We start from the raw sequence: 25,017 nt of genomic DNA on the forward strand, positions 1-25,017 counted from the left end.
TTTTTTCGAATATTTATTTTATCGACTGATTCTATTATACCATGGTTCGCATCGAAGAACAAGTGTTCTTTTTGCTTTTATGCAATTCATCTTCCACCTGTAGAGGAAGGAGAATTCTTGCTATATATTATGTTAAATCTTTTGCATATTCTGACGCCTGCCTGTATTCCTCCTTCTTTTCTACCTCGCTATTCACGCAAAAAACACAAAAAGATACTGCAAAATAAGCATTGACAAATTAATTATATCGTATTGTTGGTTGCATTACAGAAAAAATCTTGGTTATATATCATGCAAGGCTTTCGCAGATTTCGACTGGGCTAATTTCTCTGTTATTTGCCGTGTTTGAGCACTGTAAGTGCGAGTTTGGCAAATAACAGAGATAATAAATGCCCGGGAGAAATCCGAAAACGAAGCCCTGATATATAAACATATTTTTTCTGCATAATGCACCCAAAACAAATAATATATTTAAATTTGCCATGATTATTTTACTGTATCCACAAAAACAAGAAAGACCCACAGCACCACCTTCATCAGGCAGTGCCGCAGGTCCACTTTATGCTACGACACGATAAACATATATTGGAGTGGCGCAGTAAAAGCACCTAACCTTATGTTTATACTATTTATTTATATTGCGGCTACTGCCGCCCAAGGATTTCATTCCTCTTCATCTGTACTGCGGGGTATTGCCACCCGAGGATCTTATTCCTCTGTTCCGTACAGAGTGATCAGCTTCTGCAGATACTCATATCTAGCTGCTGCTTCAGACTGGTTCTTAGCAAACAGTCTGGCAGCTTTCTCAGGATTCTGACGCTGTAAGGAGTTGTAACGAACCTCTCCATTCAGGAATCCCTGATAATCTGTCATATCCGGTGCTTTGGAATCAAGGCTGAACTTGTTGCCTTCTGCAGCCGGATTGAAGCGGAAGTTATGCCAGTATCCGCACTTAACAGCCAGCTCTTCCTCTGTCTGAGCCTTTGCCATACCCTTCTTGATACCATGGTTGATACATGGAGCGTATGCAATGATCAGAGACGGTCCCGGATAAGCCTCAGCCTCAGCGATTGCTTTGATTGCCTGGTTGAAGTCAGCGCCCATGGAAATCTGAGCAACATATACATAACCATAGCTCATTGCGATAGAAGCCATATCTTTCTTCTTTGTCTCTTTACCGCCTGCAGCGAACTGAGCGATAGCACCAGTAGGTGTAGACTTGGAAGACTGTCCGCCTGTATTGGAGTAAACCTCTGTATCGAATACCATAACATTGATGTCACGGCCGCTTGCAAGTACATGGTCTACACCACCAAATCCGATATCGTAAGCCCATCCGTCACCACCAAAGATCCACTGGGATTTCTTAGACAGGAAATCTTTCTGGGTAAGGATGTCTTTCGCTTTGTCACATCCGCATGCTTCCAGAGCTGCTACAAGTTTCTCAGTAGCTGCACCGTTAGTAGCACCACATGCAAATGTATCCAGCCATTCCTGGCCAGCAGCTTTAACGTCTGCGTTGTCGCCATTAGCTACAACATCTTCTACTTTTGCTTTCAGGCCATCACGGATAGCTTTCTGAGCAAGAAGCATACCATAACCGAACTCTGCGTTATCCTCGAACAGTGAGTTGCCCCATGCAGGACCCTGTCCTTTGGCATTTACAGTATATGGTGTAGATGGTGAAGAGTTACCCCAGATAGAGGAGCATCCTGTAGCATTTGCAATGTACATTCTGTCACCAAACAGCTGAGTGATCAATTTAGCGTAAGGTGTCTCACCACATCCAGCACAAGCGCCTGAGAACTCAAGCAGAGGCTGTTTGAACTGGCTTCCCTTAACAGTTGTCTCTTTGAATTTCGCAATAACATCTTCTTTAACCGGAAGAGTTACTCCATAATCAAAGTATTTCTGCTCTCCCATGTTTGCTTCCAGATTCTCCATAGCAAGGGCTTTTGCACCTTTCTTGCCAGGGCATACGTTTGCACAGGAACCACATCCTGTACAGTCAAGTGCGGAAACAGTCATGGTGAACTTGTACTCTTTCATACCTGTCATAGGTAATGTTTTGATTCCCTCAGGAGCATTTGCAGCTTCTTCCTCTGTAAGAGCTACCGGACGGATAACAGCGTGCGGGCAAACATATGCACATCTGTTACACTGAATACAGTTCTCTGGATTCCATACAGGAATATTTACAGCGATACCACGTTTCTCGTATGCAGCAGCACCGGATGGTGTAGTACCGTCAACATAATCTTTGAATGCAGATACAGGCAGTGTATTACCTTCCTGTGCATTTACTTTAGCCTGGATGTTATTAACGAAATCAACAACTTCCTGACGTCCTTCGGAAGCATGAGTCATATGCAGGCCTTCATCTGCTGCATCTTTCCAGCTATCCGGAACCTTGATCTCAACAACCTGTTTTGCACCAGCATCGATAGCTGCCCAGTTCTTCTGAACAACATCATCACCCTTACGTCCGTAAGTTGCCTTTGCAGCAGCTTTCATAAGATCGATTGCCTGATCCTCAGGAATGATACCTGTCAGTTTGAAGAATGCAGACTGAAGGATTGTGTTGATACGTGTTGGTCCCATGCCAGTCTCAATACCGATCTTCACACCATCGATGGTGTAGAATTTGATATTGTGGTTAGCGATAAATGCTTTCACCTGTCCTGGAAGATGTTTCTCAAGTCCTTCCATATCCCATGCACAGTTAAGAAGGAATGTACCTCCGTCAACCAGCTCCTGAACCATGTTATATTTATTAACATAGGAAGGATTGTGGCATGCTACAAAGTCTGCTTTGTGGATCAGGTAAGTGGATTTGATCGGTTTCTTACCAAAACGCAGGTGAGACATGGTAACACCACCAGATTTCTTGGAGTCATAGTCAAAATATGCCTGAGCATACATGTCTGTGTTGTCACCAATGATCTTAATGGAGTTCTTGTTAGCACCTACAGTACCGTCAGCACCAAGTCCCCAGAACTTACAGTTAGTTGTTCCTTCTGGTGTAGTAACAAGAGGAGCACCTGTCTCAAGGGAAAGATGTGTCACATCATCTACGATACCGATTGTGAATTTCTCTTTTTCTGTATTGTCATAAACAGCAACGATCTGAGCCGGTGTTGTATCTTTAGAACCAAGACCATAACGTCCGGAGAAGATCTTAACGCCTGCAAATTTGCTGTCTTTAAGAGCAGCTACAACATCCAGGTACAGTGGCTCGCCAAGTGCGCCTGGCTCTTTTGTTCTGTCAAGAACTGTGATCTGTTTAACGGTCTCAGGAATAGCATCAACCAGTGCCTGTGCGCTAAATGGTCTGTACAGACGAACTTTGATCACACCAACTTTTCTGCCGGCTGCTGTTAAGTAATCGATAGTCTCTTCGATTGTATCATTTACAGATCCCATAGCAACGATCACATGGTCAGCATCAGCTGCTCCATAGTAGTTGAAAAGCTTGTAATCTGTACCGATCTTAGCATTAACCTTGTCCATGTACTCCTGAACAACTGCAGGAAGTGCATCATAATATGGGTTACATGCCTCTCTTGCCTGGAAGAAGATATCCGGGTTCTGAGCAGAACCTCTCTGGCATGGATGGTTCGGGTTAAGAGCATGATCACGGAATGCCTGGATAGCATCCATATCAGCCATATCCTTCAGGTCTTCATAATCCCATGTCTCGATCTTCTGGATCTCATGAGAAGTACGGAATCCATCAAAGAAGTTGATAAACGGAACTTTGCCTTTGATTGCAGCAAGATGTGCAACAGGAGTCAGGTCCATAACTTCCTGTACGGAAGACTCGCAAAGCATTGCACAACCAGTCTGACGACAGGCCATAACGTCGGAATGATCTCCGAAAATAGAAAGTGCGTGAGAAGCAAGTGCACGGGCAGATACATTGAATACACCCGGGAGCTGCTCACCAGCGATTTTATAAAGGTTAGGGATCATCAGCAACAGACCCTGTGAAGCTGTATAAGTAGTTGTCAGGGCACCTGCTGCCAGAGATCCGTGTACAGCACCTGCTGCACCAGCCTCAGACTGCATCTCAGTTACCTGTACTTCCTGTCCGAAGATGTTTTTTCTACCCTGGGTTGCCCACTCATCAGTGGCTTCAGCCATAACAGATGAAGGAGTGATAGGATAGATAGCAGCTACATCTGAAAATGCATATGAAGCATGAGCAGCTGCATGGTTTCCATCCATGGTTTTCATCTTTCTTGCCATAGTTTTATCTTTCCTCCTTAAAGATTTATAAAAATATTATTTCTAGACATCTAAATGCCTAAAATTCCATTTACTATTATAGCATACAATTTCTCATATTTCTATTTTAGTTTCTGTTTTTTTTGTATATTATAAGATACAAAAGAAAGAAAAAAAGCACCGGTGAACGGGGGCTGACCGCATACCGGTGTTTCTTATTCATGTTTTAATCTGTCAGTCCCAGAACCTGGTCAAGGGGCTTTCTTTTCAGCAGACGCCACAGCTCATCCTGGATCTCTGCCAGTTCTTTGTGCATATAACATACACTTCCGTCCTGGCCATTACGGACACATTCATTTTTCGGATTAAGGCATTCGATAATATACATGTCCGGATCAATCGCATAGTATACCTCAAACAAAGTCAGAGAACCTAAATCTTTATTCAAAGTATAACCGCCATGGACGCCTCTGAAACCTTTTACGATTCCGGCTTTCTGGAGTTTTTTGAGAATTTTATAGGCAAAAGGAGCTGTAATAGCTTCCCTGTCACAAATCTCATTCACACTTAAACGTGTTTCTCCTGCAAGCGCCCGAAGGACTCTTACTGCATAGTCACACTCTCTCGTAATAAACATACCTTTATAACCTCTCTCTTTAGCATTTGCATTCTAGTTGTTGATCCTTAGTTGTCTTTTCCTCCCTGACAAATCGAGTATAACAACTTTAAAGGAAAAATTCAACAACATATCTAAATATATTTGGCGCTTTTTGAAAAAAACGTCATTTTTTTCATGAAAGTTATAAGGTTTTTTATTTTTCTCCGAAAATTAACACAAAACCAACAAATAATATGACCGTTCCCAACACATATCTGATTCTTTTACTCCATGTATCATACTTTGGATTTTCCATCATCTTCTCTACATAACTGTAACTGGTACCTGCTGCGATGAGCAAAATGCTGTGCCCAAGTGCATATAAAACCATAAGAAGAATCCCCCAGCCAGTGCTTTTCCCAAGCCGCGCAACAAGTGCAAGAAGCGCCACCATAACCGGGATCGCACAATGGGAAGCAAACAAACCTCCAAGAGCGCCTGTGAGAAATGCTCCTGCATATCCTCTCTTCATGGTATGTTCATCAAAATGGATATGAGGGATCACATTCACCACGCCAAATACCTGAAGTGCCATAAGAACCATCAAAATTCCCATAAGCACTGCCCACCAGTGTCCTGCCTCATGCATATGATGTCCGATTGCAGAGGCTACAGAACCAAATACGCCAAAAGTAACTGCCATACCTGCAGCCATAGCAAGAGAAAGCCGAAATGCCTTCCCGGGGCTTGCCTTGGAAGCACCTACACAGGTAAGCAGCATAGGCACAGTTGCCAGGGAGCAGGGGGTAAAGGATGTAATGATCCCGGCCACAAGGGCAAGAAGCGGTGCAGCCCAGAAGCTTGCAGCCATACAATTAGTTATGGTTTCCAATATTCCATTCATTTATAATCTCCTCACATATCTGTCTGTCACTTTTTCCATCGGTTGCTATCTGATAATCTGCAGCAGACTCATATTTGGGGCGGCGTGCTTCCATCAGTTCTTTAATTGCCTCTACGGACTTTTTCCCTTCCAGAAGAGGGCGGTCGTGATTATTTTTCACACGTCTTAAAATGGTTTCCGGCTGAGCCGTAAGAAGAAATATTTTCCCATTTTTCTTCATGATCTCTACATTTCGAGACTGCATTACTGTTCCTCCTCCACAGGAAACCACCACATTTTCCTGATCCTGGATCTTCTCAAGAAATTCCGTTTCTTTTTTGCGGAAATATGCTTCCCCTTTCTCTTTAAAAATCTGGGATATCTTCATTCCTTCTTCCACTTCGATCTGGCGATCCATCTCAATTTGCTTCATATTATAATACCTGCAAAGGCATCTGGCCACTGTGCTTTTACCAGTCCCCATAAACCCGGTGAGATATAGCTGTCCTGTTTTCATTTTTTATCAACTCCGTTCGTAAATTACCCTGTTTTCCAGGTCAGGCTTTCACACATTATAGCAGTGGTTTATTTTTTTGTAAAGAAATGCATAGAAAAACCAAAATAATTCTTACAAAATTCACAGTTTACGATAGGAAGGAAATCGGCTATACTAGAGAACAGTGAGCAAATCGACTATATTCGGAGGTAAATATGATTTCAGCAAATAACATCACACTGCGTGTTGGAAAAAAAGCGCTTTTTGAAGATGTAAACATCAAATTCACAGAAGGCAACTGTTACGGTCTGATTGGTGCCAATGGTGCAGGAAAATCCACATTCCTTAAAATCCTTTCAGGACAACTGGAGCCCACCAAAGGAGATGTGGTGATCACACCTGGTCAGAGGCTTTCCTTCCTGCAGCAGGATCATTTCAAATATGATGCCTATCCTGTACTGGATACTGTAATCATGGGAAACGCCCGTCTTTATCAGATCATGAAAGAAAAAGAAGCCATTTATGCAAAGGAAGACTTTACAGATGAGGATGGTATCCGTGCCAGCGAACTGGAAGGTGAATTTGCAGAAATGAATGGCTGGGAAGCAGAATCTGAGGCAGCTACTCTGCTGAACGGGCTTGGTGTAGATACAGAGTACCATTATTCACAGATGGCTGATCTGAACGGAAGCCTGAAGGTGAAAGTTCTTCTTGCCCAGGCATTGTTTGGTAATCCGGATATCCTGCTTCTTGACGAGCCTACCAACCACCTGGATCTTCCTGCTATTGAGTGGCTGGAAGAATTCCTGATCAATTTTGATAATACAGTAATCGTGGTATCCCATGACCGTTATTTCTTAAATAAGGTATGTACCCAGACTGCTGACATTGATTATGGCAAAATCCAGCTTTATGCAGGTAACTATGATTTCTGGTTTGAGTCCAGCCAGCTGCTGATCAAGCAGATGAAAGAAGCAAACAAGAAAAAAGAAGAAAAGATCAAAGAGCTGCAGGAATTTATTTCCCGTTTCAGCGCTAATGCTTCCAAATCCAAACAGGCTACTTCCAGAAAACGTGCTCTTGAAAAAATCCAGCTGGATGATATGCGTCCTTCCAGCCGTAAGTATCCATATATTGACTTCCGTCCAAATCGTGAGATCGGTAATGAGGTACTAATGGTAGAAAATCTTTCCAAGACCATTGACGGTGTAAAGATCCTTGACAACATCTCCTTTACACTTGGGCGCAATGACAAAGTGGCTTTTGTAGGTGCCAATGAGCTTGCTATCACCACATTCTTCAAGATCCTTACCGGAGAGATGGAGCCTGATTCCGGTAATTATAAATGGGGCATTACCACCTCCCAGGCATACTTCCCTAAGGATAATACCCAGGAGTTTGATAATGATCTGACCATCACGGACTGGCTGACCCAGTATTCTGAGATCAAGGACGCTACCTATGTACGAGGCTTCCTTGGACGTATGCTTTTCCCTGGAGAAGATGGTGTAAAACGTGTCCGTGTTCTTTCTGGTGGTGAGAAGGTTCGCTGCCTTCTTTCCAAAATGATGATCTCCGGTGCCAATATCCTGCTTCTGGATGAGCCTACCAACCATCTGGATATGGAGTCCATTACTGCACTGAATAACGGACTGATCAAATTCCCAGGTGTGATCCTTTTCACTTCTCATGATCATCAGTTCGTAGAAACTACAGCCAACCGTATCATGGAGATCCTTCCAAACGGTACATTGATCGACAAGATTACTACCTATGATGAATATCTGGCAAGTGATGAAATGGCTAAAAAGCGCCAAGTATTTACTGTGAATGAAGCGGACGCATCTGACAACTGATCTGCCCTGCTGTACTAACAGCTGAAATACCAAAACCAATCTTGAAATCACAAAAGAGGAAACTGCATCTGCAGCTTCCTCTTTTATAATGTAGCATATGATAATACAGACAGGATCTTCAAAATCCTAATATACCACTTCTTATCTTACCTGAACCTTCATTCCAACATAATCAGATGGATAGAAGAAAGTAATTGCTGTATTCACACTCTGGATCCAGTTGGTTGTACGCTTCGGTGCATTCATCAGCAGATAGCGAAGACTGGAATAAGTATTGGTGTATGCCTTGTTCCGGCTGTAAGAACTCATCAGTTTGCCCTTATAGTATACACGGTAAGCCACTGCACTATTCTCAAAAGTGTACTGCTCAAAGGAATTGTTGCTTCCAAGAGTACGTCTTGCAACTGTGCCTCTCTTTGCAGACATAATCACAGGAGCACCTGTAAGGTTACTGCCAGTCATCGTGAAGTTCACACTTCTACCCTTAGCTGCCTTCACAAGTTTCATCGGACGGTGGGATGCTCTCTGTTTCACAAAAGAAATCCCCGCCTTGCCTGACTGCGTGGTATAATCCACACGGATCGTCACACTTCCCCGATTAACACGGATACAGGAAAGCATTCCTGAATTGCTGCCTGCACTTTGTTTGATAAATGTACCTGCTGCATTGTTCACATAAACGCCCTTATTCGTGCTGCGCACCATATACTCGGTAGGCTGACTGCTCTTGCCTCTTGGGTAAGATGCGATCACTGCATCGTATCTGGTCCTTGTATTGGCCGGAGTCACATAAACCGTATAGGCTGTGATCTTGTTGGTGCCAATGCTTTTGTTCAGCACATGATAGGTCTGTCCTGCAGATATGGTAAGAGTAGCTCTTCTTCTTGTGGCTGCTGATGCAGGTACTGTTGCTGTGATGATCGCAGCTGCTGCTATCAGCGCTGCCGCAAACCATTTAAAAACTTTCTTCTCTCTCATTTTGCCTCCTTAGCTGCCTTTTACAGGCCTGTTTTGATTTTCATTCTCCTTGCATGGTAATAGGAGCAAGCTTGCCTCCTGTAACTTTCAGAAGTCCCTCCAAAGGTGCTTTCAGTGTAAGACCGATCCTGCCGCCACTAATATATATCTCCTGAAACTCACCGGCAGACTGATCAAATACCACCGGATATGGCTTCTTCATCCCGATAGGACTGCATCCACCTCTTACATAGCCGGTGATCTTTGTGATATCCTTCACATGGATCATATCCACTGCCTTCTCGCCAACTGCCCTGGCTGCAGACTTACGATCCACTTCTGCTTCGATAGGAACCACAAATACATAATACCCACCGCTCTTGCCTTCCATTACCAGTGTTTTAAATGACTGCTCATGAGGTGCCTGGATCATATCTGCACAATGGATACCATCAATAAAATCATCGCATTCATAAGTAAATGCCTGATAAGGTACCTTCTGTCTCTCCAGCATCCGCATGGCATTTGTTTTGGTTTCTTTTGCCATTTCTGTCGTCCTCCTAAAGATGCATTTATATTATAATACCTGATTTATATTAATCCGTAATATCTATTTTCCTTTTTCTGGTTCTTCTCTGACTCTGCTGTTTCTTCTGTTCCCACATCTGGCTGTGGATGTCCTGTGCTTTTGCCCCGTCCGTCTTTTTAGATCCCGAAACTCTTTCATCCTTGGCCAGATCCAGCTTTCCAGTAAAATAATCCTCAAAATCATCCTCATCCAGCAGCTCTTCTTCCAGAATTTTTTCTTCAAGATCTTCCTGACCCGCCTCATCCTCCAAAGCTTCTTTCTTTTTGGTTCTCTCCTCAGATGATCTGCGATCCGGCTGTTCCTCTCTTCTTGTTGCCTTCGCTGCCCTTGGCTTATTAATAGCAAACTGGATCAGCATTCCAAGAATAGCAAATGCAGCACCAAAAAGGATTCCGTAGGGAATCTGGTCCATAGCCAGAAGCTTTGCAAGAGACAAGCCTGCAGTTACGCCTCCAAGAAAGCTGGTTCCCACAATGATCACTTCCCTGTCATAACGCAGAGCCAGCACACCAATCCCAACTCCGATCAGAATACAAAGAAAAAAGGAAAAAGAACTGGTGGGATGGATCAGATAAATACTTAAAAACAGGCCAAGTCCTGCGCCCAAAATAAAAATACCTGCCCGGTAAATCATAAAAGCCAGAACTGCCATCACAACACCGATCCCAAGCATAGCCCCCATATAATATGCCTTTTCCTCAGTATCTATACGATACACCAGGAAAAAGCCGATTCCTGCCCCGATACAGAAGCCAAAGATCATCATCCAGAATCGCAGCAGCCTGTATCCAAGGATACAGTTAGTCAGCCCGAAAACAAATACGATCCCAAATACGATGATCATGATCCCAGATAGCACTTGAATCCCCAGGATATTATCCATCATTTCCCCCAGCTTATTAAGAATCTCCACATTCATAATCATTTCCTCCCACTTTCAGAACATGAAATACATGGTCTTCATATTTTCAAGTACCCCATAATGGTACTCAACCTGTTCCACTCCCTGTAAGTATATATAATATAAAGCAATCTGCTGTATTTTCTTATTAGCGATCAAATCCTGATATGCCTGCTCATATCCTTTCTGCGTACTGAATTTGAACCGAACAACGGCAGCACCATTGTCAAGTCTCATTTTACAATAATCATAAACACTTTGCCAGTCATAGCTGTCAAAACATCCCTGATTCAGCACATAAAAGTTCTTGGCAGTAGCCGTGCAGGCAGGCACCTTAAATTCTGCCGATGGTGTGTAGGTCTGTTCATATTCATCCGGAAAAGGACAAAGATAATCATAGATCGTGGTCTTATGCTCTGCCAGCTGCACAGCATCCCCTTCCAGAAATTCCGGCTGATCACCATTGGTGGCATCCAGATAATAATACTCTCCCTCCAGCTTGATAATATTCCAGGCATGTCCCTGATCACTGTTCTTTGTATCACCATCCACATAAATACAGTAAACACCCAGATGATCCAGAAGATACTGGGCCGCTCCTGCATATCCTGCACATACTGCCTGCTTTTTCCAGAAAACTCCGGCAATACTCTGATCATCCTCAGATTCCTGGTAACTGGCAGTATCGATCAGATACGTATAGGCCATCTGTGCCTTAACATAATCATCTGCCCCCTGTGGGATCAATGCGTCCAATTGCTGACAGGCCTGACTCATTGCCTGAAGGATCTGTTGGGTTTCAGTCTCTGTATAGCTGTAGCTGGGGGAAAACATACAATAATCCCCTTCTCCATAAGTAGTTTTTATCACCTGGTTCCTGTTATGCATCCAGAAAAACTCCGGATGATCTTTTAAAACAGCATGATAAACCCTGTCTACCGATTCATTGTCACCAATCGTAAGATAAAACTCTTTTTCTTTTTTCTTTATGCCGGCTTCCATCTGCCTGTAGGCCCGCTGCTCCTCTTCATCAAGCAGAGAAAAATAGTATTCAACCTTTCCAGGCTCTCCCCCGGAAATCTCCTGTTTCCGCAGCTGCTGCACCTCCTGTGGCTCCATACCAAGAAGACCCTGCAGCAGATCCTGGATTTTTTCTGTCTGCCTCATCTTTTTCACAGCAGACAACACCAGAAGTACCAGAAACAGAAGGATCAGAAAAGTTTTAAGAAATTTTCGCTTTCTTTTCTTTTTCTTCATGCAGCACCTTTCTGTTTGTTTTTCCAGATTATTTTCAACTCACTAAAAAAACTCTTATTCACCCAGTTCCTGGATCCGATGGAGGATGTCGTTTGTATTTTCCCTGAAAAGCAGTTCTTTATTGTATCTGAAATAGCGCTCACAGGAATACTCTCCCAGAAAGTGAACTCCATTCTCGCTTCTGTTCAATTCGGAAATAAAGACCACCAGCTCCTGGCCTCCTGGAAAAACAGCTTCCATAAAATCAAATGCATGTTCCAGCTTTAAAGATGTCTGTTCAAAAGAATTATGATACTCATCCTGCTTTTCCTGGAATAAAGCTTTCAGCCTTTCAAAAACCTGTACTCCATCTCCATTGTCTTCTGACCTTATAAGTCCTAACCACTTTTCAAGGGTTTCCCCTGCTTTTCGATAACGGTAATCCTCTTCCCTGGTGAAAAAGCCAGCCTTTTTCTTCATGGCATAATCCATTTCAAAGCTTTTTCCCATATCCTCCAGATAGATCATCGGCTGATCTGCCGAAGGACCTGTAAGTGCACTTTTTGCACCTTTTAATAATTCAAATAAAATTTCCAGACCTTTTTCCTGCTCCACAGTTTCATCAAAGGCCAGGTTTAACTTTGAAAGCAGAAGTCCTGTCACACTTAATCTTTCATCAAAGGAAGCGTGTGCAGCTTTCTTAACAAGAATATCATCAATCTGTCCGTCCAGTACCCGGTCGATCTGGTAATCTGTCCGATATTTATAATACAGTTCCAGATAATTTGCAAAATCCCTGGCGATTCTTGGATGCTGGATATACTGAATCACCACTTCCCTGTCAAAGGATTTGTCCAGCCTTTCATATACCTGAAGCATTCTTGACAGATCTTCCCATCCTCTTGGAGTGGCAAATACTCTGCCATCTACTGTGCTTTCCATGGAATAAAAATTCTCAGGGTGCATATTCAGATAAGAAAGCACAGCCCCATGCACACCGGCCTGATATGCATATTCCTTCCATGCCTCCAGATCAGGCTCCACCAGGATTTTCTTCACCCTGTCCATAGTAACCACATCAAATTCCCTAACAGACTTATTATATTCCGGAGGATTACCAGCTGCAACGATCAGCCATCCTTTGGGGATCTGATGGCTTCCAAAGGTTTTGCACTGAAGGAACTGAAGCATTGCCGGCGCCAAAGTTTCTGATACACAGTTGATCTCATCTATAAAAAGAATCCCTTCCCTGACGCCTGTTTCCTGGATCTTTTCGTAAACAGCGGCCACAATCTCACTCATGGTATATTCTGTTACTGCTTTTTTCTGCCCGTCAAATTCCTTCTGGGATATGAAGGGAAGTCCAATGGCACTTTGCCTTGTATGGTGGGTAATAGTATAAGACACCAGTCCAACCTTGCATTCCCTTGCGATCTGTTCCATGATCTGGGTTTTACCGATGCCCGGTGCACCAATAAGAAATACAGGTCTTTGTGCATTTACCGGTATTTCGTATTCACCATATTCGTCTTTCAGAAGATATGCCTGAATGGTATTTTTGATTTCTTCCTTTGCACGTTTAATATTCATTGCTTCTATCTCCTTTTCCCCTGGGACTGCTCCAGATCCTCAGGGTCAAGGATCAGCTTTATGGCCCATGGTGGAACGTCCACATCCTGATAATCATCTTTCATAAACACAAAGGCTGTTTCATAGGGTGGCATCTTCCCCGGAAAAATACCATATCCGTCAGTAAAATAGATCAGCCCCCGCAGCCTGGTAAATTTCTTTTCTTTTTGAAGCTTTTCCACATAAGCAAAAGGCGGACGGAAGTCTGTACCTCCCTGTCCTTTTACTGTAAAATGATCCATATAATCTTTCAGCTTCTGTCCATCTGTGATCACAGTATCTGACTGGATCCGGTCATCGCACTGGATCATATGTACATGAATACGCCTGAAAAAGCTTTCTGTTTCACTTAAAACACTGTATGTTTCCTCAAGAAATCTCTTCACCAGATCTCCCTGGCAGGACATGGAGGTATCGATCACGATCACGAAATCTTCTACCTTCTGTTCTTCTTTTGTTTCCAAGGGCTCGATAAGCGGCATATTCCCATACAGGTTCATCCCGTAATTATAAAAGATATAGTCAAAGGTGTCCATATCTACCTTCATTTCTTCTTTCAAAACAGCAAATTTCCGCAGAAATTCCCGGTAATCATATTTTTGTCTGTTCTCAACATTCAGCTGATCCATAAGACTTTTGCTGCCTTTTGAGGCTTCTTTTGAAAAAGTCTCCATTTCTGTCTGCATCTTATTACGCAGATCTTCCCATTTTTTCTTCTGAATCTGGGACTGGCTTTTATTCTTGCCTGAATCGTACCATTTCCTGTGGTCATCCAGAGTAAATTCCCTTTTCAGCTCTTCTATTTTGGCCTTTGCAAGATGAAGACTGCACAGCCTGCGATACACTTTCTGGGCTGTCATCACCTTTCCTTCCTCCAGAAGAAGGGCTTCTGCCTGGCGGCGCACCATTGTTACCGGCCTGTGCACACATTTCACATACAAACCATCTATAATTTCTTCCACTACTACATCACAGGCCAGATTCCAATATTCCTGATCTACTTTGTTATCTGGATAAATGTGGCAGAAAATACAATGAAACAGAGTATGAAGATATAGGCGGTTCACCTGTTCCCTGCTTTTTTTAAACATTGCCATCAGTTTCTCTGGCTGATAATAAAAAAGATCTCCGTCAGATCCGGCTGGTGACATCTCCATATCCCCTGCCGGATACAACTGTGCCAGTGCATTATCCAGAAACCGCATATTCAGATACAGCTGGTTTCTGGTATTTTTCAAAATATCTTCACAGATCTGTTGGGCACGAAGTGCCCTCTCCTGTGTATCATGAACAGCGTTGATCATTTGCCGGTCCTCCTAAAGCATAAAGGAAGGTCTTCCTGCCGGAAAGTGTATCCTTCCATATTCCATCAGCATACTGACTGTACCTTCATCTCCAGTCTTGCCAGCCATTCCCAGAATGTGATCATATACAGCCTTTTCTGATCTGTCCAAAGGATACGTTTCCATAAGAAAAGCCAACTCTTCCTGCCTCTGCCCGCAAATCAGCAGCCCAGCCAGCTGCTCATAATGTGACTGAATATATAGCTCATACTGTTCTCTTGCATTTTGCCCCAGTTCCCAGGGCGATTTCAGCCTTCCAAAAGCCAATTCCAGCAGAAATTTCTCATTTTCCTGGGCACAGGCCATTTCAAAACGCTTATCATACTCTTGATAATTAAACCGCTTCCCTGCAAAACAATTACGATAATACAACCCGCTTCCATGGATCTGCGTCATAAGGATCCTGGCAGGTGTATTCTCAACTCCTTCTTCGTAATATTCAGGAAACCAGAGAACAGCTTCCACACTGCCAGATAAAACCACTTCCAGTTCCTCTCCAATCTCCGAAAGTATCTCCTTAATGCCGGAGTCTTGGCCCTCCATATGCACATACAGCTTTCGAATATTGTGACACCCTGTAAAAGCACCGCTTCCTATATCCGTAAAGCGGCTTCCAAACCACATGGTATGCAGGCTTCTGCAGTTATAAAATCCATATCTTCCAATCTTTTTTACAGTATCCGGAAGGTACAAAGTCTCCAGACTTTTTCCTGAAAGCAAGTATTCTTTTAATTCTGTTACAGGCAATCCATCCAGCATACCTGGAATCTCCACTACGGATGGATCTCCCTTCAGTGCTGTAATCACCACATATCCATTCTTTTTTTCATATTCAAAACTACTGTTTTCTTCCATTGTATGATTCCTTTCCACAGAGAAAAAAGGTTGCCTTTTTCCCTGATCGGGCTTAAACTGAAAAGCAAACACAAATGTTCATTGGAGGTATATCAAATGAGTATCAAAATCCCTATTGAGACCTCAGCCCGGCACATCCATCTATCCGAAAGGGATTTCCATCAACTTTTTGGAAATGATGCCCAGCTTCATAATATAAAAAGTCTCAGCCAGCCTGGACAATACCTGTGCCAGGAACGAGTGACCGTTACCGGTCCAAAAGGCTCTTTTGAAAGCATGGCTGTCCTTGGGCCATTCCGATCAGAAACCCAGGTAGAGCTTTCTCTTACAGATACACGGAAAATTGGTATTCCCGGAGAGATCAGACAGTCTGGAGATACAACAGATACTCCTGGCTGTACATTATCAGGTCCCTGTGGGCAGATCACCATCCCCTCCGGTGTGATCGTTGCCAAACGTCACATCCATATGACCCCTGCAAACGCAGTAGCACTGAAAGTCCAGGATAATGATGAAGTATTCGTGCTTACTAAAAGCTACGGAAGGGCACTGATCTATGCGGATGTGGTTGTACGTGTAAGCTGGGATTACCGTCTGGCCATGCATGTTGATACAGATGAAGCAAATGCCTTTTCCAGTGATAAGGACCCTTACGGTGTAATCGTCCGGTTCTTTGACCGTAACTACAATACAGATAAATGGATTGAAGATGTTCTGTCCGGGATCAATCGATAGCCGCATTTCTACAGAAGGCTACGTCAGTTAGGAAATCATCTGAGATTCGATATAATATATCAGGGCAGCGTTCATATGGACGCTGCCCTGTTCTTATTTGGTCTCAGTAGAAGTTCCTGTATCCAACACATTTTCCAAAGAATTATCTACATACACCTCACTGACAAATGCAGGTATACCTGCTTCCTCTGCCTGTTCCTGATCACCGGAAGGCCCTGCTGCCGCCTCCTCTTCCGGAGGATAATGCTCAGCAATTACATCAAATACACTTTGTCCGCCTGCTTCTGTCTCCTCCAGAACTGTCTGGGACTGAAGAAGATCTGAAAGTGCATTATTTACAGTTACATCACTGACTACTACCTGTGCATTACCTTCTGCTGTAAATGGCTGATTGGCAGGATCATATACATTCTGGCTTGCCTTTATAATATCCTGAAGCGTATTCGTTACTTTAACATCTGTAACAAAATACTGAGTATTGCTATTCTGTGCACCCTGTGCTGCCATCTGAGCTGCCTGCTGGATAGTAGGATAGAAAGACGGCTGACGGATATACCGGAAACTGGCACTGTATGCTTCCCCTACAGTAACACCATTCTGGCTGGCAGAGCAGTGAACAGCGATCCAGTCGCCTGCTTCTGTCTTGCCGCAAAGAATACCAACATGATTATTCGCACCTGCCTCTGGTCCCTTCTGGAATACCAGATCGCCTGGCTGTGCATCTGCTTCACTGACTACATTGGCCTTTCCCCACTGATCAGAAGTGCCATTTCCTACACTTGCTTCCATAGCCTGGTTCTGATAGCCATTCACTACTGCCCAGGTAACAAAACCACTACAGTCAAGGCCATATGCACGCCTGGTACCGGTACTTTTGCTGCCCTCTGCAGTAACAGTCTCAACAGTACCCCAGCTTGGATCCTCTCCAAGCACTAAAGACTTACCACCCCAGAAATAACCAACTTTACCGATCAGGGAATAGGCAGAAGTGATCACATTTACTCTCTCTTCAGATACACTATCGCCAACGCTCTCTCTTACAAATCCTTTTGCAGCAGTAACTACTGCACACAAAAGGCTGCAGTCTGTCTCTGTATACTTTTTCAGCACTGCTCGCTGATCTTTGGGAATCTTATTTTCTTTAATATAGTGGTTGATATGGTAATTACCATAGGAAACCTTGGTAATATCACTGGAATCCCGGATCACAGGATTCATTCTTGCAAAGATATCTGCCAGGGCTGCCTTGCACGATCCATCAAGTATATAAGAAGTTACTCCCTGCTGACTCTGCTCATATATGTACACTGCCAGAATATCCTGCCAGTTCCTTACCAGCAAAGTATCTGCTGAGGAAGTCACTCCACCTGTAGTATCTGAAACATCGGCAAGCTTGTTCTTTGCCTTGTATTCTTTCTCGATCTCATCCATCACAGAAGCAAAATCATCTGAAAAGCTAAGCTGATAATTGTCCTGCAGACTGTTCAGGTAAAAATCCTTGCCTGCATGGAGATTAGAAACCATATCTGTATAATATAGTGGATCTCCCTCGATTGCCTCTGCCTCTTTTTTTTCTTTTTCTTCTTTTTCCTTTGTATCTTCCAGCTTCTTCAGCTTTTTCTCCATATTAAGGAAAAGCTGATAATTGGATACAAGAGACTTTTCGCTGTCTGAAAGTGCATCATATGCCTTACGGATCTTATGAATCTCATCCTTCTGATCCAGTGTAATATCCTCAAGAAGAGACAGGGCATCAATCCTGTCAATAATATCCCTCACTGCCTCTGAAACTGGTGCTTCCGATGGAACCGGTGTTGATGTAATCTCCGGTGTATCTGTAGTTCCCGGTGTAGGTGTAGCCTCCGGTGCCTGAGTCGGCGTGGCCGATGGAGAAGACGGTGTCTGGGTAGGCGTAGCTGTAGGACTGTGAGTTGGCTTCGGCGCCTGAGTTGGCTCTGCCGGTGCCTGAGTTGGCTCTACTGGAGCCTGTGTTGGCTCTACTGGAGCCTGCGTCGGCTCTGTCGGCGCCTGGGTAGGCTCTACTGTTGGCGCCTGAGTTGGCTCCGGTACCGCAGTAGGCACAACTTCCCCATAACTATCATCAATCTGTTCTCCTGACTCAAATGCTCCGCCATCACTGGCTGCAAAAACTGCAGCTGGTCCGGACAGTACCATTGCTGAAATAATCGTCATGCATAAACATTTTGTCAGATATTTATTCTTCATATTTTTCAAGATGCTCCCTTCCTTGCCATGAACATCCCTTTACTCCCCTATATAAAGGTCTGATACGTGATAAAACGGTTCGCTTAAATATTAACTTTGTCTATTGTATCATAATCTTTTTTTCAAATCAACCTTCAAGAAAATATCCATTCCCATTTTATCCAATTTTCACTTTCTCTTCACATTATGTTAAGGAACGCAGACCTTTTATGCAAACGCAGCCATATTCTCCTGTCTTCTGGTACATAACTGTACAATTCCCTGGATCACCTGATAGCAGACCATCAAGATATACTGGATATCCTCTGTGATATTTCTCTTTTTACGAAGATAACTGGTGTGGCTTACCTGTATGAATTCTGTAAGCTCTTCCAGGTTTTTAAAATAGACATCCCTGAAAACATAGGCTCCGGCAGCACCACTTTTAATGCAGATCTTCAGTCTTTGCTTCAGGATCTTTTCATACTGGCTGTGCTCATACAGGCTTCCAGTATACGTCCTGTTGTGAGGAAATGTAAAATAGTCTGCCACATAATGCAGCACTTCCCCAAAATTCCTCCAGTAGACACGTTCCTTCCCTTCCAGGGGACCATGCTCCACCAGCTGAAGCATCTTTTCCTGAATCTCTCCAAAGGTACTGAAATACTCATGCTTCTTCACAACAAAAGATGGGCGTATATCCGGAAGGATACTCCCCAGACAAAATGCCTTTCTGTGAGACTGCAGGCTTTCATCTACAGTCAGCTGATCTGCCAGATATCTGGCAAGTAAAATATGCGATTTCTTACGCAATAGATCCCTCTGCTTTCCTGCCGCTGGCCTTTGTAATGGTTACACGGCATATATGGCGAAAACATTGTAATGCTTTCTTATCTGTATTGTATTTTGGCTCATAACTGTATACACGCTGAACAGTTACGTATTCTGATACTATCTTAGGTTAGCGGCCTATACATCATACTATAACAGATATGCAGAAAAACTTCAAATAAACTTCCAATAAACTTTACATAATATTTTGTCAAAAAAAGCTTATGCTTCCGTTCAAAATGCACAAGTATTTTATCTTTTGCCACACCCTCTCAATCCCTGGAAATACTTGAAAAATCAGGGGTTCCGTAAAGGTCATACGGGGTCATCTGGTATACGTAATAATTCAGCCAGTTTGTGTACAGGTTATTGGCGTGAGCCCGCCACAAAAGAAGAGGCCTGTTTTCAGGATCATTGTCCTGATAGTAGTTCCTGGGAATATCAATAGGAAGACCCTTGTTAATGTCACGCTTATATTCCCCATCCAATGTAACACGGTCATATTCCGGATGGCCCATGATAAAGATCTTACGTCCGCCATCTGCCATGGCCAGGAATAAACCTGCTTCCTCAGACTCTGCAAGCACAGTAAGTTCCTTACATGCATGGATATCTTCAATGGGAACCTCCGTATGTCTGGAATGAGGGGCAAGAAATACATCGTCAAATCCACGTACAAGAGGAATCTTACGGTTAAGCACCTTATGCCAGAAAAGGCCAAACATTTTCTTGGGAAGCATTCTTTTCTTTAGGCCATAATGATGGTAAAGGCCTGCCTGTGCGGCCCAGCACAAATATAAGGTAGATGTTACATGGGTCTTGGTCCAATCCATGATCTTTACAAGTTCGCTCCAATAATCCACCTCTTCAAATTCCATCTGTTCTACAGGGGCACCTGTAATGATCATCCCGTCATATTTCTGATCTTCCAGTTCAGGAAAAGTCTGATAAAATTTGTTCAGATGGCTTTTAGATGTATTTTTAGAATCATGGCTTTCTACAGTCATAAATGTAACATCGACCTGAATGGGCGTGTTGGATAAAGAGCGGAGCAGCTGAAGCTCCGTTTCTTCTTTTAATGGCATCAAATTCAGGATCAGGATCTGAACTGGACGGATATCCTGATGCAGTGCCCTGTTCTCATCCATTACAAATATGTTTTCTTTTTCAAGAATCTCCTTTACCGGCAGATCGCTTTGTATTTTAATTGGCATTTATGTCCCTCCTTGTTGTTAATAATATTTCAAGTCGAGCAGTTACTCACCACCTGAAAGAGGTGGGAGTCTTCTCGACTGAGATGAATGATCATGCCTCTTCCGGATGGACCAGCTTCAGAAATTCTTCCTCAGAAATGATTGGAATCCCAAGCTCCTTGGCCTTTTTATTTTTAGAGGAATTTGACATTGTATCATTATTGATCAAATACGTGGTTTTTCCTGTAACAGAGCCTGTGACTTTGCCGCCAAGAGACTCTATCAATGCTTTCATCTCGTTACGGTTAGCAAAATGGGTCACAGAACCAGTGATCACAAAAGTCACTCCTACAAAAATCTGTGTCTGGGAAGCCGCTTCCGCATGGAGTATAAGAACCCCCATCAGCCGGTCCAGCTTCTGGTTGTTCTCTTTATCATGAAAATAAGAATAAATATTCCCTGCTAATACAGGACCAATGCCATCAATAGCGCTGATCTCCTCCATGGATGCCTGACGAACAGAAGAAAGGTCATCTTTAAAGTGACGGCAGATCACTTTGGCATTAGCAAGTCCGATGCCAGGGATCCCCAGACTGTATATCACCCTGGAAAGAGTGGTATTTCTGGCCTTATCCAGGCTTAAGATCAGATTTTCATAGGACTTTTCGCCAAAGCCTTCCATCTCGATAATCGCATCTTTGTGTCTGTCCAGCTGGAAAATATCCGCAAATTCATGAATAAAACCCATGGCAATAAACTTTTCCAAGGTTGACTGGGAAAGCCCGTCAATATTCATAGCATCTCTGCTGGCAAATAGTGTAAAACCTCGGATCTTCTTGGCTGCACAGTCAGGGTTCATACAGTACAGCGCTTCTACATCATTTTCTTTGCAGACATGCGCTTCCCCGCCACAAGCAGGACAAGTATCCGGGATCACAAGATTATCACTGCAGGTAAGATTCTCTGCAATCTGCGGAATGATCATATTAGCCTTGTAAACACGGATGGTATCTCCAATACCAAGCTTCAACTGTTTCACAATACTGACGTTATGCACACTTGCACGGCTTACAGTAGTGCCTTCCAGTTCAACTGGTTCAAAAACAGCCACCGGATTGATCAGCCCGGTACGTGACGGACTCCACTGAATTTTCAGCAGATGAGTTTCCCGTATCTCATCTGCCCATTTAAATGCAAAAGCATTTCTTGGGAACTTAGCCGTCCTGCCCAGTGACTCCCCATAGGCAATATCGTCATACAAGGCCACCAGACCATCGGATGGAAAATCATTCTTTGTAATAGCTGTAGAAAAATAGTCCATCGCCTGATCTAAAGTTGAAGCAGTTACCACCCGATATTCCACCACATCAAAGCCCTGCCCCTTTAGCCACTGAAACTGATTCTCATGAGAATTGTCAAAATCCACTTCTGGGGCACTTACAAGGGAAAACGCATAAAATCGTACATTCCTGCTGGCTGTAACCTGATTATTCAACTGGCGCACGGAACCGCTGCAAAGATTACGAGGATTCTTATAACGTGCATCTACGTCCTCTATGGATTCATTGATCCTCTGAAAATCGGAGTAAGTGATAATAGCTTCTCCTCGCAATACAAGACGTCCCTGATACGGAATCTGTAAAGGAATATTCTTAAAAACCCGGGCATTGTTGGTGATTACCTCACCAACTGTACCATTTCCTCTGGTGACAGCCTTTAACAGCCGGCCATTTTCATAGGTAAGCACAATGGTAAGGCCGTCCAGTTTCCAGGAAAGCAGGGTCTTTCGCGGACCAATAAACTCACGAAGCACCTCCCGGTCCTTGGTCTTATCCAGGGAAAGCATTGGCCTTTCATGGGTTTCCTTAGGAAGTGCATCAACAGACTCATATCCTACGGAAATGGTTGGACTGCCTGCCAGAACTGTGCCTGTTTCCTTTTCCAGTTCTGCCAGCTGATCGTACAGGGCATCGTACTCCAGATTGCTCATGATCTCCCTGTCTTCCTGATAGTAAGCCTTGGATGCCTGATTCAGTTTCTGGGCTAATTCTTTCATTTTGCTTAAAGCTGCTTCCATGATTTCCTCCTGGATCTGAATTATTTCCGGAAGATGAATCCCGGATCATAAGAGTTAGCTTATTATATTCTTCTTTGGTGATCTCTCTGTAGCTGCCAGGTGCAAGACCCTGAATTGTAAGATTCATGATCCTGATCCTTTTTAAGGTACGGACCTGATATCCCAGATATTCGCACATCCTGCGGATCTGGCGGTTCAGCCCCTGTGTCAGAATAATCCGAAACGAGCATTTACCTGCAGCAAATACCTGGCATGGCCGGGTCACTGTATCCAAAACCGGAACTCCTGTACGCATATGCATCAAAAATTCTTCTGTTATAGGGTGATCCACAGTTACCAGATACTCCTTCTCATGAAAATTTCTGGCACGCATAATGTGATTGACAAGACTTCCCTGGTTGGTAAGCAGAAGAAGTCCTTCTGAATCCTTATCCAAACGGCCCACAGGATAAATGCGAACCGGATACTTCAGATATTCCGTAACCGTTGTCTCTTCATATTGCTTCTTAGTACTGCACACCACTCCTCTGGGCTTGTAAAAAAGCAGCAGCACCTTTTTCTCTTCTTTTTTAACCGGTTTACCATCTACAAAAACCCTTTCCTCAGGAGAAACCTTATCTCCCGGACAAAGGGTGCGGCCGCCGGCTGTAATGCGGCCGGCCGAAAGAAGACGGTCTGCCTCCCTGCGGGAGCAGTAACCGGATTCACTTAAATATTTATTGATTCTGATTTTTTCGCTCATTGCTATATTATATAGTCTTTTTTCTGTGATATCAAGAAAAAGCTTCACGATCATCCCCTATTTGTGATATGCTTCACGATCATCTTTTTATGATAAGCTTCGCGGTCATCTTCCTATTTGTGATTGCACGAAAATGAAGTGTGTGGTAAAATCTATTTTGTATTGGAGATTTTTTTCTCCAATCTTTTATTGATTTACTGACACAAAGGAGGAATCATATGTCAGGCCGTAAACAACGGACCAACCGGCCTCTTCTTATAACTGCTGTGATCCTTTGTCTGGTGTGTGGTATACTACTTACCCGTACCTCTCCAAGCTCTGGATCTATGGATGATAAAAAGCAGCCGGATATGTTCGTAGCAGAAAATACAGATACTATAACCCCACCAGCTCAGGATACGGTTTCCGGTGACACACCAGAGGTCACACAGCCCCCGGAAGTGCTGCCAACCGATACCCCAGTTCCTGAACCAACTACAGTTCCGGCTGATGATGCCAGCGCATCCCAGGTTTCTCCGGAAGCAGCTTCAGGAGTGTGGACATCCAGCGGGAGCAACTGGTACTTTATGGTGAATGGTGCTGCCCTGACCGGATGGCTTACAGACACAGATAACAAACGGTATTATTTCGATTCGAATGGCGTAATGCAGACCGGATGGCTGGATGATAATGGCAATCGCTATTACCTGAATGGAGACGGGGTGATGCAGACTGGCGATGTGATCGTTGACGGACAGCTTTGCCACTTTTCTTCAGATGGTGTGATGAATGGGAATCCGTCTCCTGTTTCAGATCAGACAGAATCGTCTCCTTTACTTTACTACATAAACCCTAATCCTGAGAAAGCAGATGCAAGCTCAGATGCCGCTCCTGCAGCAACAGGTGCAAACTCCGACCAGGTTTCAACGCCAGATGCTGCTACAGATACAGCTGCACCTGTAGCACAGAACAGCACAGATGTACAGACACTTCCTCAGGATACACCAGTTCCTACACCCACACCAGTTCCTGACAAAAAGATAGCTCTTACCTTTGACGATGGTCCCAGTGATTATACCGCCAGGCTTCTGGACTGTCTGGAAGCAAACAATGCTAAAGCCACTTTCTTCCTGGTTGGAAATATGATAGATTACTATTCTGAAGATGTTACACGTATGGAAGCCCTGGGATGCGAACTGGGCAACCATTCTTATGATCACACAGATCTGTCTACTCTTTCTGCTGAAGAAGTATCCAATGAGATTGGACAGACAGATCAGCTGCTGAACAATCTGGTGGGGCATGGAGCCACTGTTGTACGTCCCCCTTACGGAAATGTTAATGATACAGTAACTTCTGTGATTGCAACTCCTATGATCTTGTGGACCGTTGATCCAGAAGACTGGGATGAAGGAGAAGATGTTGACCGTCTGGTAAACGCAGTTCTTGATAATATTACAGATGGCTCTATCGTACTGATGCATGATATTTTCAGTTCCTCTGTGGATGCAGCAGAGATTCTGATACCAAGATTGATCCAGGACGGTTATGAACTGGTTACAGTCCATCAATTAGCCGAAAGCAAAGGGATCACTCTTCAGGGCGGAGTGCTTTACAATTCGCTAACATAATTCTAGTACAGTGAATATTAAGTAACCACCATATTGACTGGCCTTAATTCTCAC

18 protein-coding genes and 1 pseudogene are annotated in these 25,017 nt (G+C 43.7%); 3 read left to right on the plus strand and 16 right to left on the minus strand.

Going from position 1 to position 25,017, the window contains the following annotated elements; genetic code table 11:
• Window positions 1-708 precede the first annotated feature (708 nt).
• The 4 genes from nifJ to OCV61_RS14595 all read right to left on the minus strand — a co-directional run bounded on the left by nifJ (window position 709) and on the right by OCV61_RS14595 (window position 6,225).
• On the minus strand, window positions 709-4,248 hold the full coding sequence (gene nifJ / locus OCV61_RS14580) for a pyruvate:ferredoxin (flavodoxin) oxidoreductase (RefSeq protein ID WP_158422421.1): 3,540 nt from the start codon (window positions 4,246-4,248) through the stop codon (window positions 709-711).
• 205 nt (window positions 4,249-4,453) lie between these two features.
• Window positions 4,454-4,864, minus strand: coding sequence for an RrF2 family transcriptional regulator (locus tag OCV61_RS14585; RefSeq protein ID WP_158422422.1), 411 nt, complete (start codon window positions 4,862-4,864; stop codon window positions 4,454-4,456).
• 175 nt (window positions 4,865-5,039) lie between these two features.
• Window positions 5,040-5,729, minus strand: coding sequence for a cytochrome c biogenesis CcdA family protein (locus OCV61_RS14590; protein ID WP_158422423.1), 690 nt, complete (start codon window positions 5,727-5,729; stop codon window positions 5,040-5,042).
• A complete protein-coding gene (locus OCV61_RS14595; protein WP_158422424.1) occupies window positions 5,701-6,225 on the minus strand; it encodes a shikimate kinase in 525 nt (174 codons plus the stop codon). The genes OCV61_RS14590 and OCV61_RS14595 overlap by 29 nt, the downstream gene beginning before the upstream one ends.
• Window positions 6,226-6,419: 194 nt before the next feature.
• On the opposite strand from OCV61_RS14595, the gene OCV61_RS14600 reads away from it, so the two are divergent.
• Entirely contained in the window at window positions 6,420-8,060 is a 1,641-nt protein-coding gene (locus OCV61_RS14600; RefSeq protein WP_158422425.1) for an ABC-F family ATP-binding cassette domain-containing protein, read from the plus strand.
• A 141-nt stretch (window positions 8,061-8,201) separates the two neighbouring features.
• Here OCV61_RS14600 and OCV61_RS14605 read toward each other — a convergent pair whose 3' ends face one another.
• Genes OCV61_RS14605 through OCV61_RS14635 form a run of 7 tightly spaced genes read right to left on the minus strand, consistent with a single transcriptional unit; the run spans window position 8,202 to window position 15,570 of the window.
• Window positions 8,202-9,038: a hypothetical protein gene (locus tag OCV61_RS14605; protein ID WP_158422426.1), complete on the minus strand. Its 837-nt coding sequence runs from the start codon at window positions 9,036-9,038 to the stop codon at window positions 8,202-8,204.
• A gap of 40 nt (window positions 9,039-9,078) precedes the next feature.
• On the minus strand, window positions 9,079-9,564 hold the full coding sequence (gene ybaK / locus OCV61_RS14610) for a Cys-tRNA(Pro) deacylase (RefSeq protein ID WP_158422427.1): 486 nt from the start codon (window positions 9,562-9,564) through the stop codon (window positions 9,079-9,081).
• 49 nt (window positions 9,565-9,613) lie between these two features.
• On the minus strand, window positions 9,614-10,525 hold the full coding sequence (locus OCV61_RS14615) for a TMEM198/TM7SF3 family protein (RefSeq protein WP_262583091.1): 912 nt from the start codon (window positions 10,523-10,525) through the stop codon (window positions 9,614-9,616).
• 18 nt (window positions 10,526-10,543) lie between these two features.
• Window positions 10,544-11,764, minus strand: coding sequence for a transglutaminase domain-containing protein (locus OCV61_RS14620; RefSeq protein WP_158422429.1), 1,221 nt, complete (start codon window positions 11,762-11,764; stop codon window positions 10,544-10,546).
• 54 nt (window positions 11,765-11,818) lie between these two features.
• A complete protein-coding gene (locus tag OCV61_RS14625; RefSeq protein WP_158422430.1) occupies window positions 11,819-13,333 on the minus strand; it encodes an ATP-binding protein in 1,515 nt (504 codons plus the stop codon).
• 5 nt (window positions 13,334-13,338) lie between these two features.
• Window positions 13,339-14,676 carry a vWA domain-containing protein gene (locus tag OCV61_RS14630; RefSeq protein WP_158422431.1) on the minus strand — a complete coding sequence of 446 codons (1,338 nt, stop codon included), beginning with the start codon at window positions 14,674-14,676 and terminating at the stop codon, window positions 13,339-13,341.
• Between the two features lie 12 nt (window positions 14,677-14,688).
• Window positions 14,689-15,570 carry a leucine-rich repeat domain-containing protein gene (locus OCV61_RS14635; RefSeq protein WP_158422432.1) on the minus strand — a complete coding sequence of 294 codons (882 nt, stop codon included), beginning with the start codon at window positions 15,568-15,570 and terminating at the stop codon, window positions 14,689-14,691.
• Window positions 15,571-15,666: 96 nt separating this feature from the next.
• On the opposite strand from OCV61_RS14635, the gene pduL reads away from it, so the two are divergent.
• Window positions 15,667-16,305 carry a phosphate propanoyltransferase gene (pduL, locus tag OCV61_RS14640; RefSeq protein ID WP_158422433.1) on the plus strand — a complete coding sequence of 213 codons (639 nt, stop codon included), beginning with the start codon at window positions 15,667-15,669 and terminating at the stop codon, window positions 16,303-16,305.
• Between the two features lie 93 nt (window positions 16,306-16,398).
• On the opposite strand, the gene OCV61_RS14645 is transcribed toward pduL, so the two are convergent.
• The 5 genes and pseudogenes from OCV61_RS14645 to OCV61_RS14665 form a co-directional block, all read right to left on the minus strand.
• The gene (locus OCV61_RS14645; protein ID WP_158422434.1) at window positions 16,399-18,531 is read right to left on the minus strand and encodes a C40 family peptidase; all 2,133 of its coding nucleotides are present in this window, start codon (window positions 18,529-18,531) and stop codon (window positions 16,399-16,401) included.
• Window positions 18,532-18,738: 207 nt separating this feature from the next.
• Window positions 18,739-19,323 carry a zinc dependent phospholipase C family protein gene (locus OCV61_RS14650; protein ID WP_158422435.1) on the minus strand — a complete coding sequence of 195 codons (585 nt, stop codon included), beginning with the start codon at window positions 19,321-19,323 and terminating at the stop codon, window positions 18,739-18,741.
• Window positions 19,324-19,613: 290 nt separating this feature from the next.
• Entirely contained in the window at window positions 19,614-20,555 is a 942-nt protein-coding gene (gene metA / locus OCV61_RS14655; RefSeq protein ID WP_158422436.1) for a homoserine O-acetyltransferase MetA, read from the minus strand.
• Window positions 20,556-20,646: 91 nt separating this feature from the next.
• Window positions 20,647-22,611: an NAD-dependent DNA ligase LigA gene (gene ligA / locus OCV61_RS14660; RefSeq protein WP_158422437.1), complete on the minus strand. Its 1,965-nt coding sequence runs from the start codon at window positions 22,609-22,611 to the stop codon at window positions 20,647-20,649.
• Window positions 22,612-22,699: 88 nt separating this feature from the next.
• Window positions 22,700-23,407 (minus strand): annotated as a pseudogene (locus OCV61_RS14665) (pseudouridine synthase); the annotation flags it as partial.
• A gap of 164 nt (window positions 23,408-23,571) precedes the next feature.
• Here OCV61_RS14665 and OCV61_RS14670 point away from each other — a divergent pair.
• Complete coding sequence (locus OCV61_RS14670; protein ID WP_158422438.1) at window positions 23,572-24,963, plus strand: polysaccharide deacetylase family protein; 1,392 nt, start codon at window positions 23,572-23,574, stop codon at window positions 24,961-24,963.
• Window positions 24,964-25,017: the final 54 nt, after the last annotated feature.

Source organism: Blautia ammoniilytica (assembly GCF_025566965.1).
In the GTDB taxonomy this organism is placed as follows: Bacteria; Bacillota; Clostridia; order Lachnospirales; family Lachnospiraceae; genus Blautia_A; species Blautia_A ammoniilytica.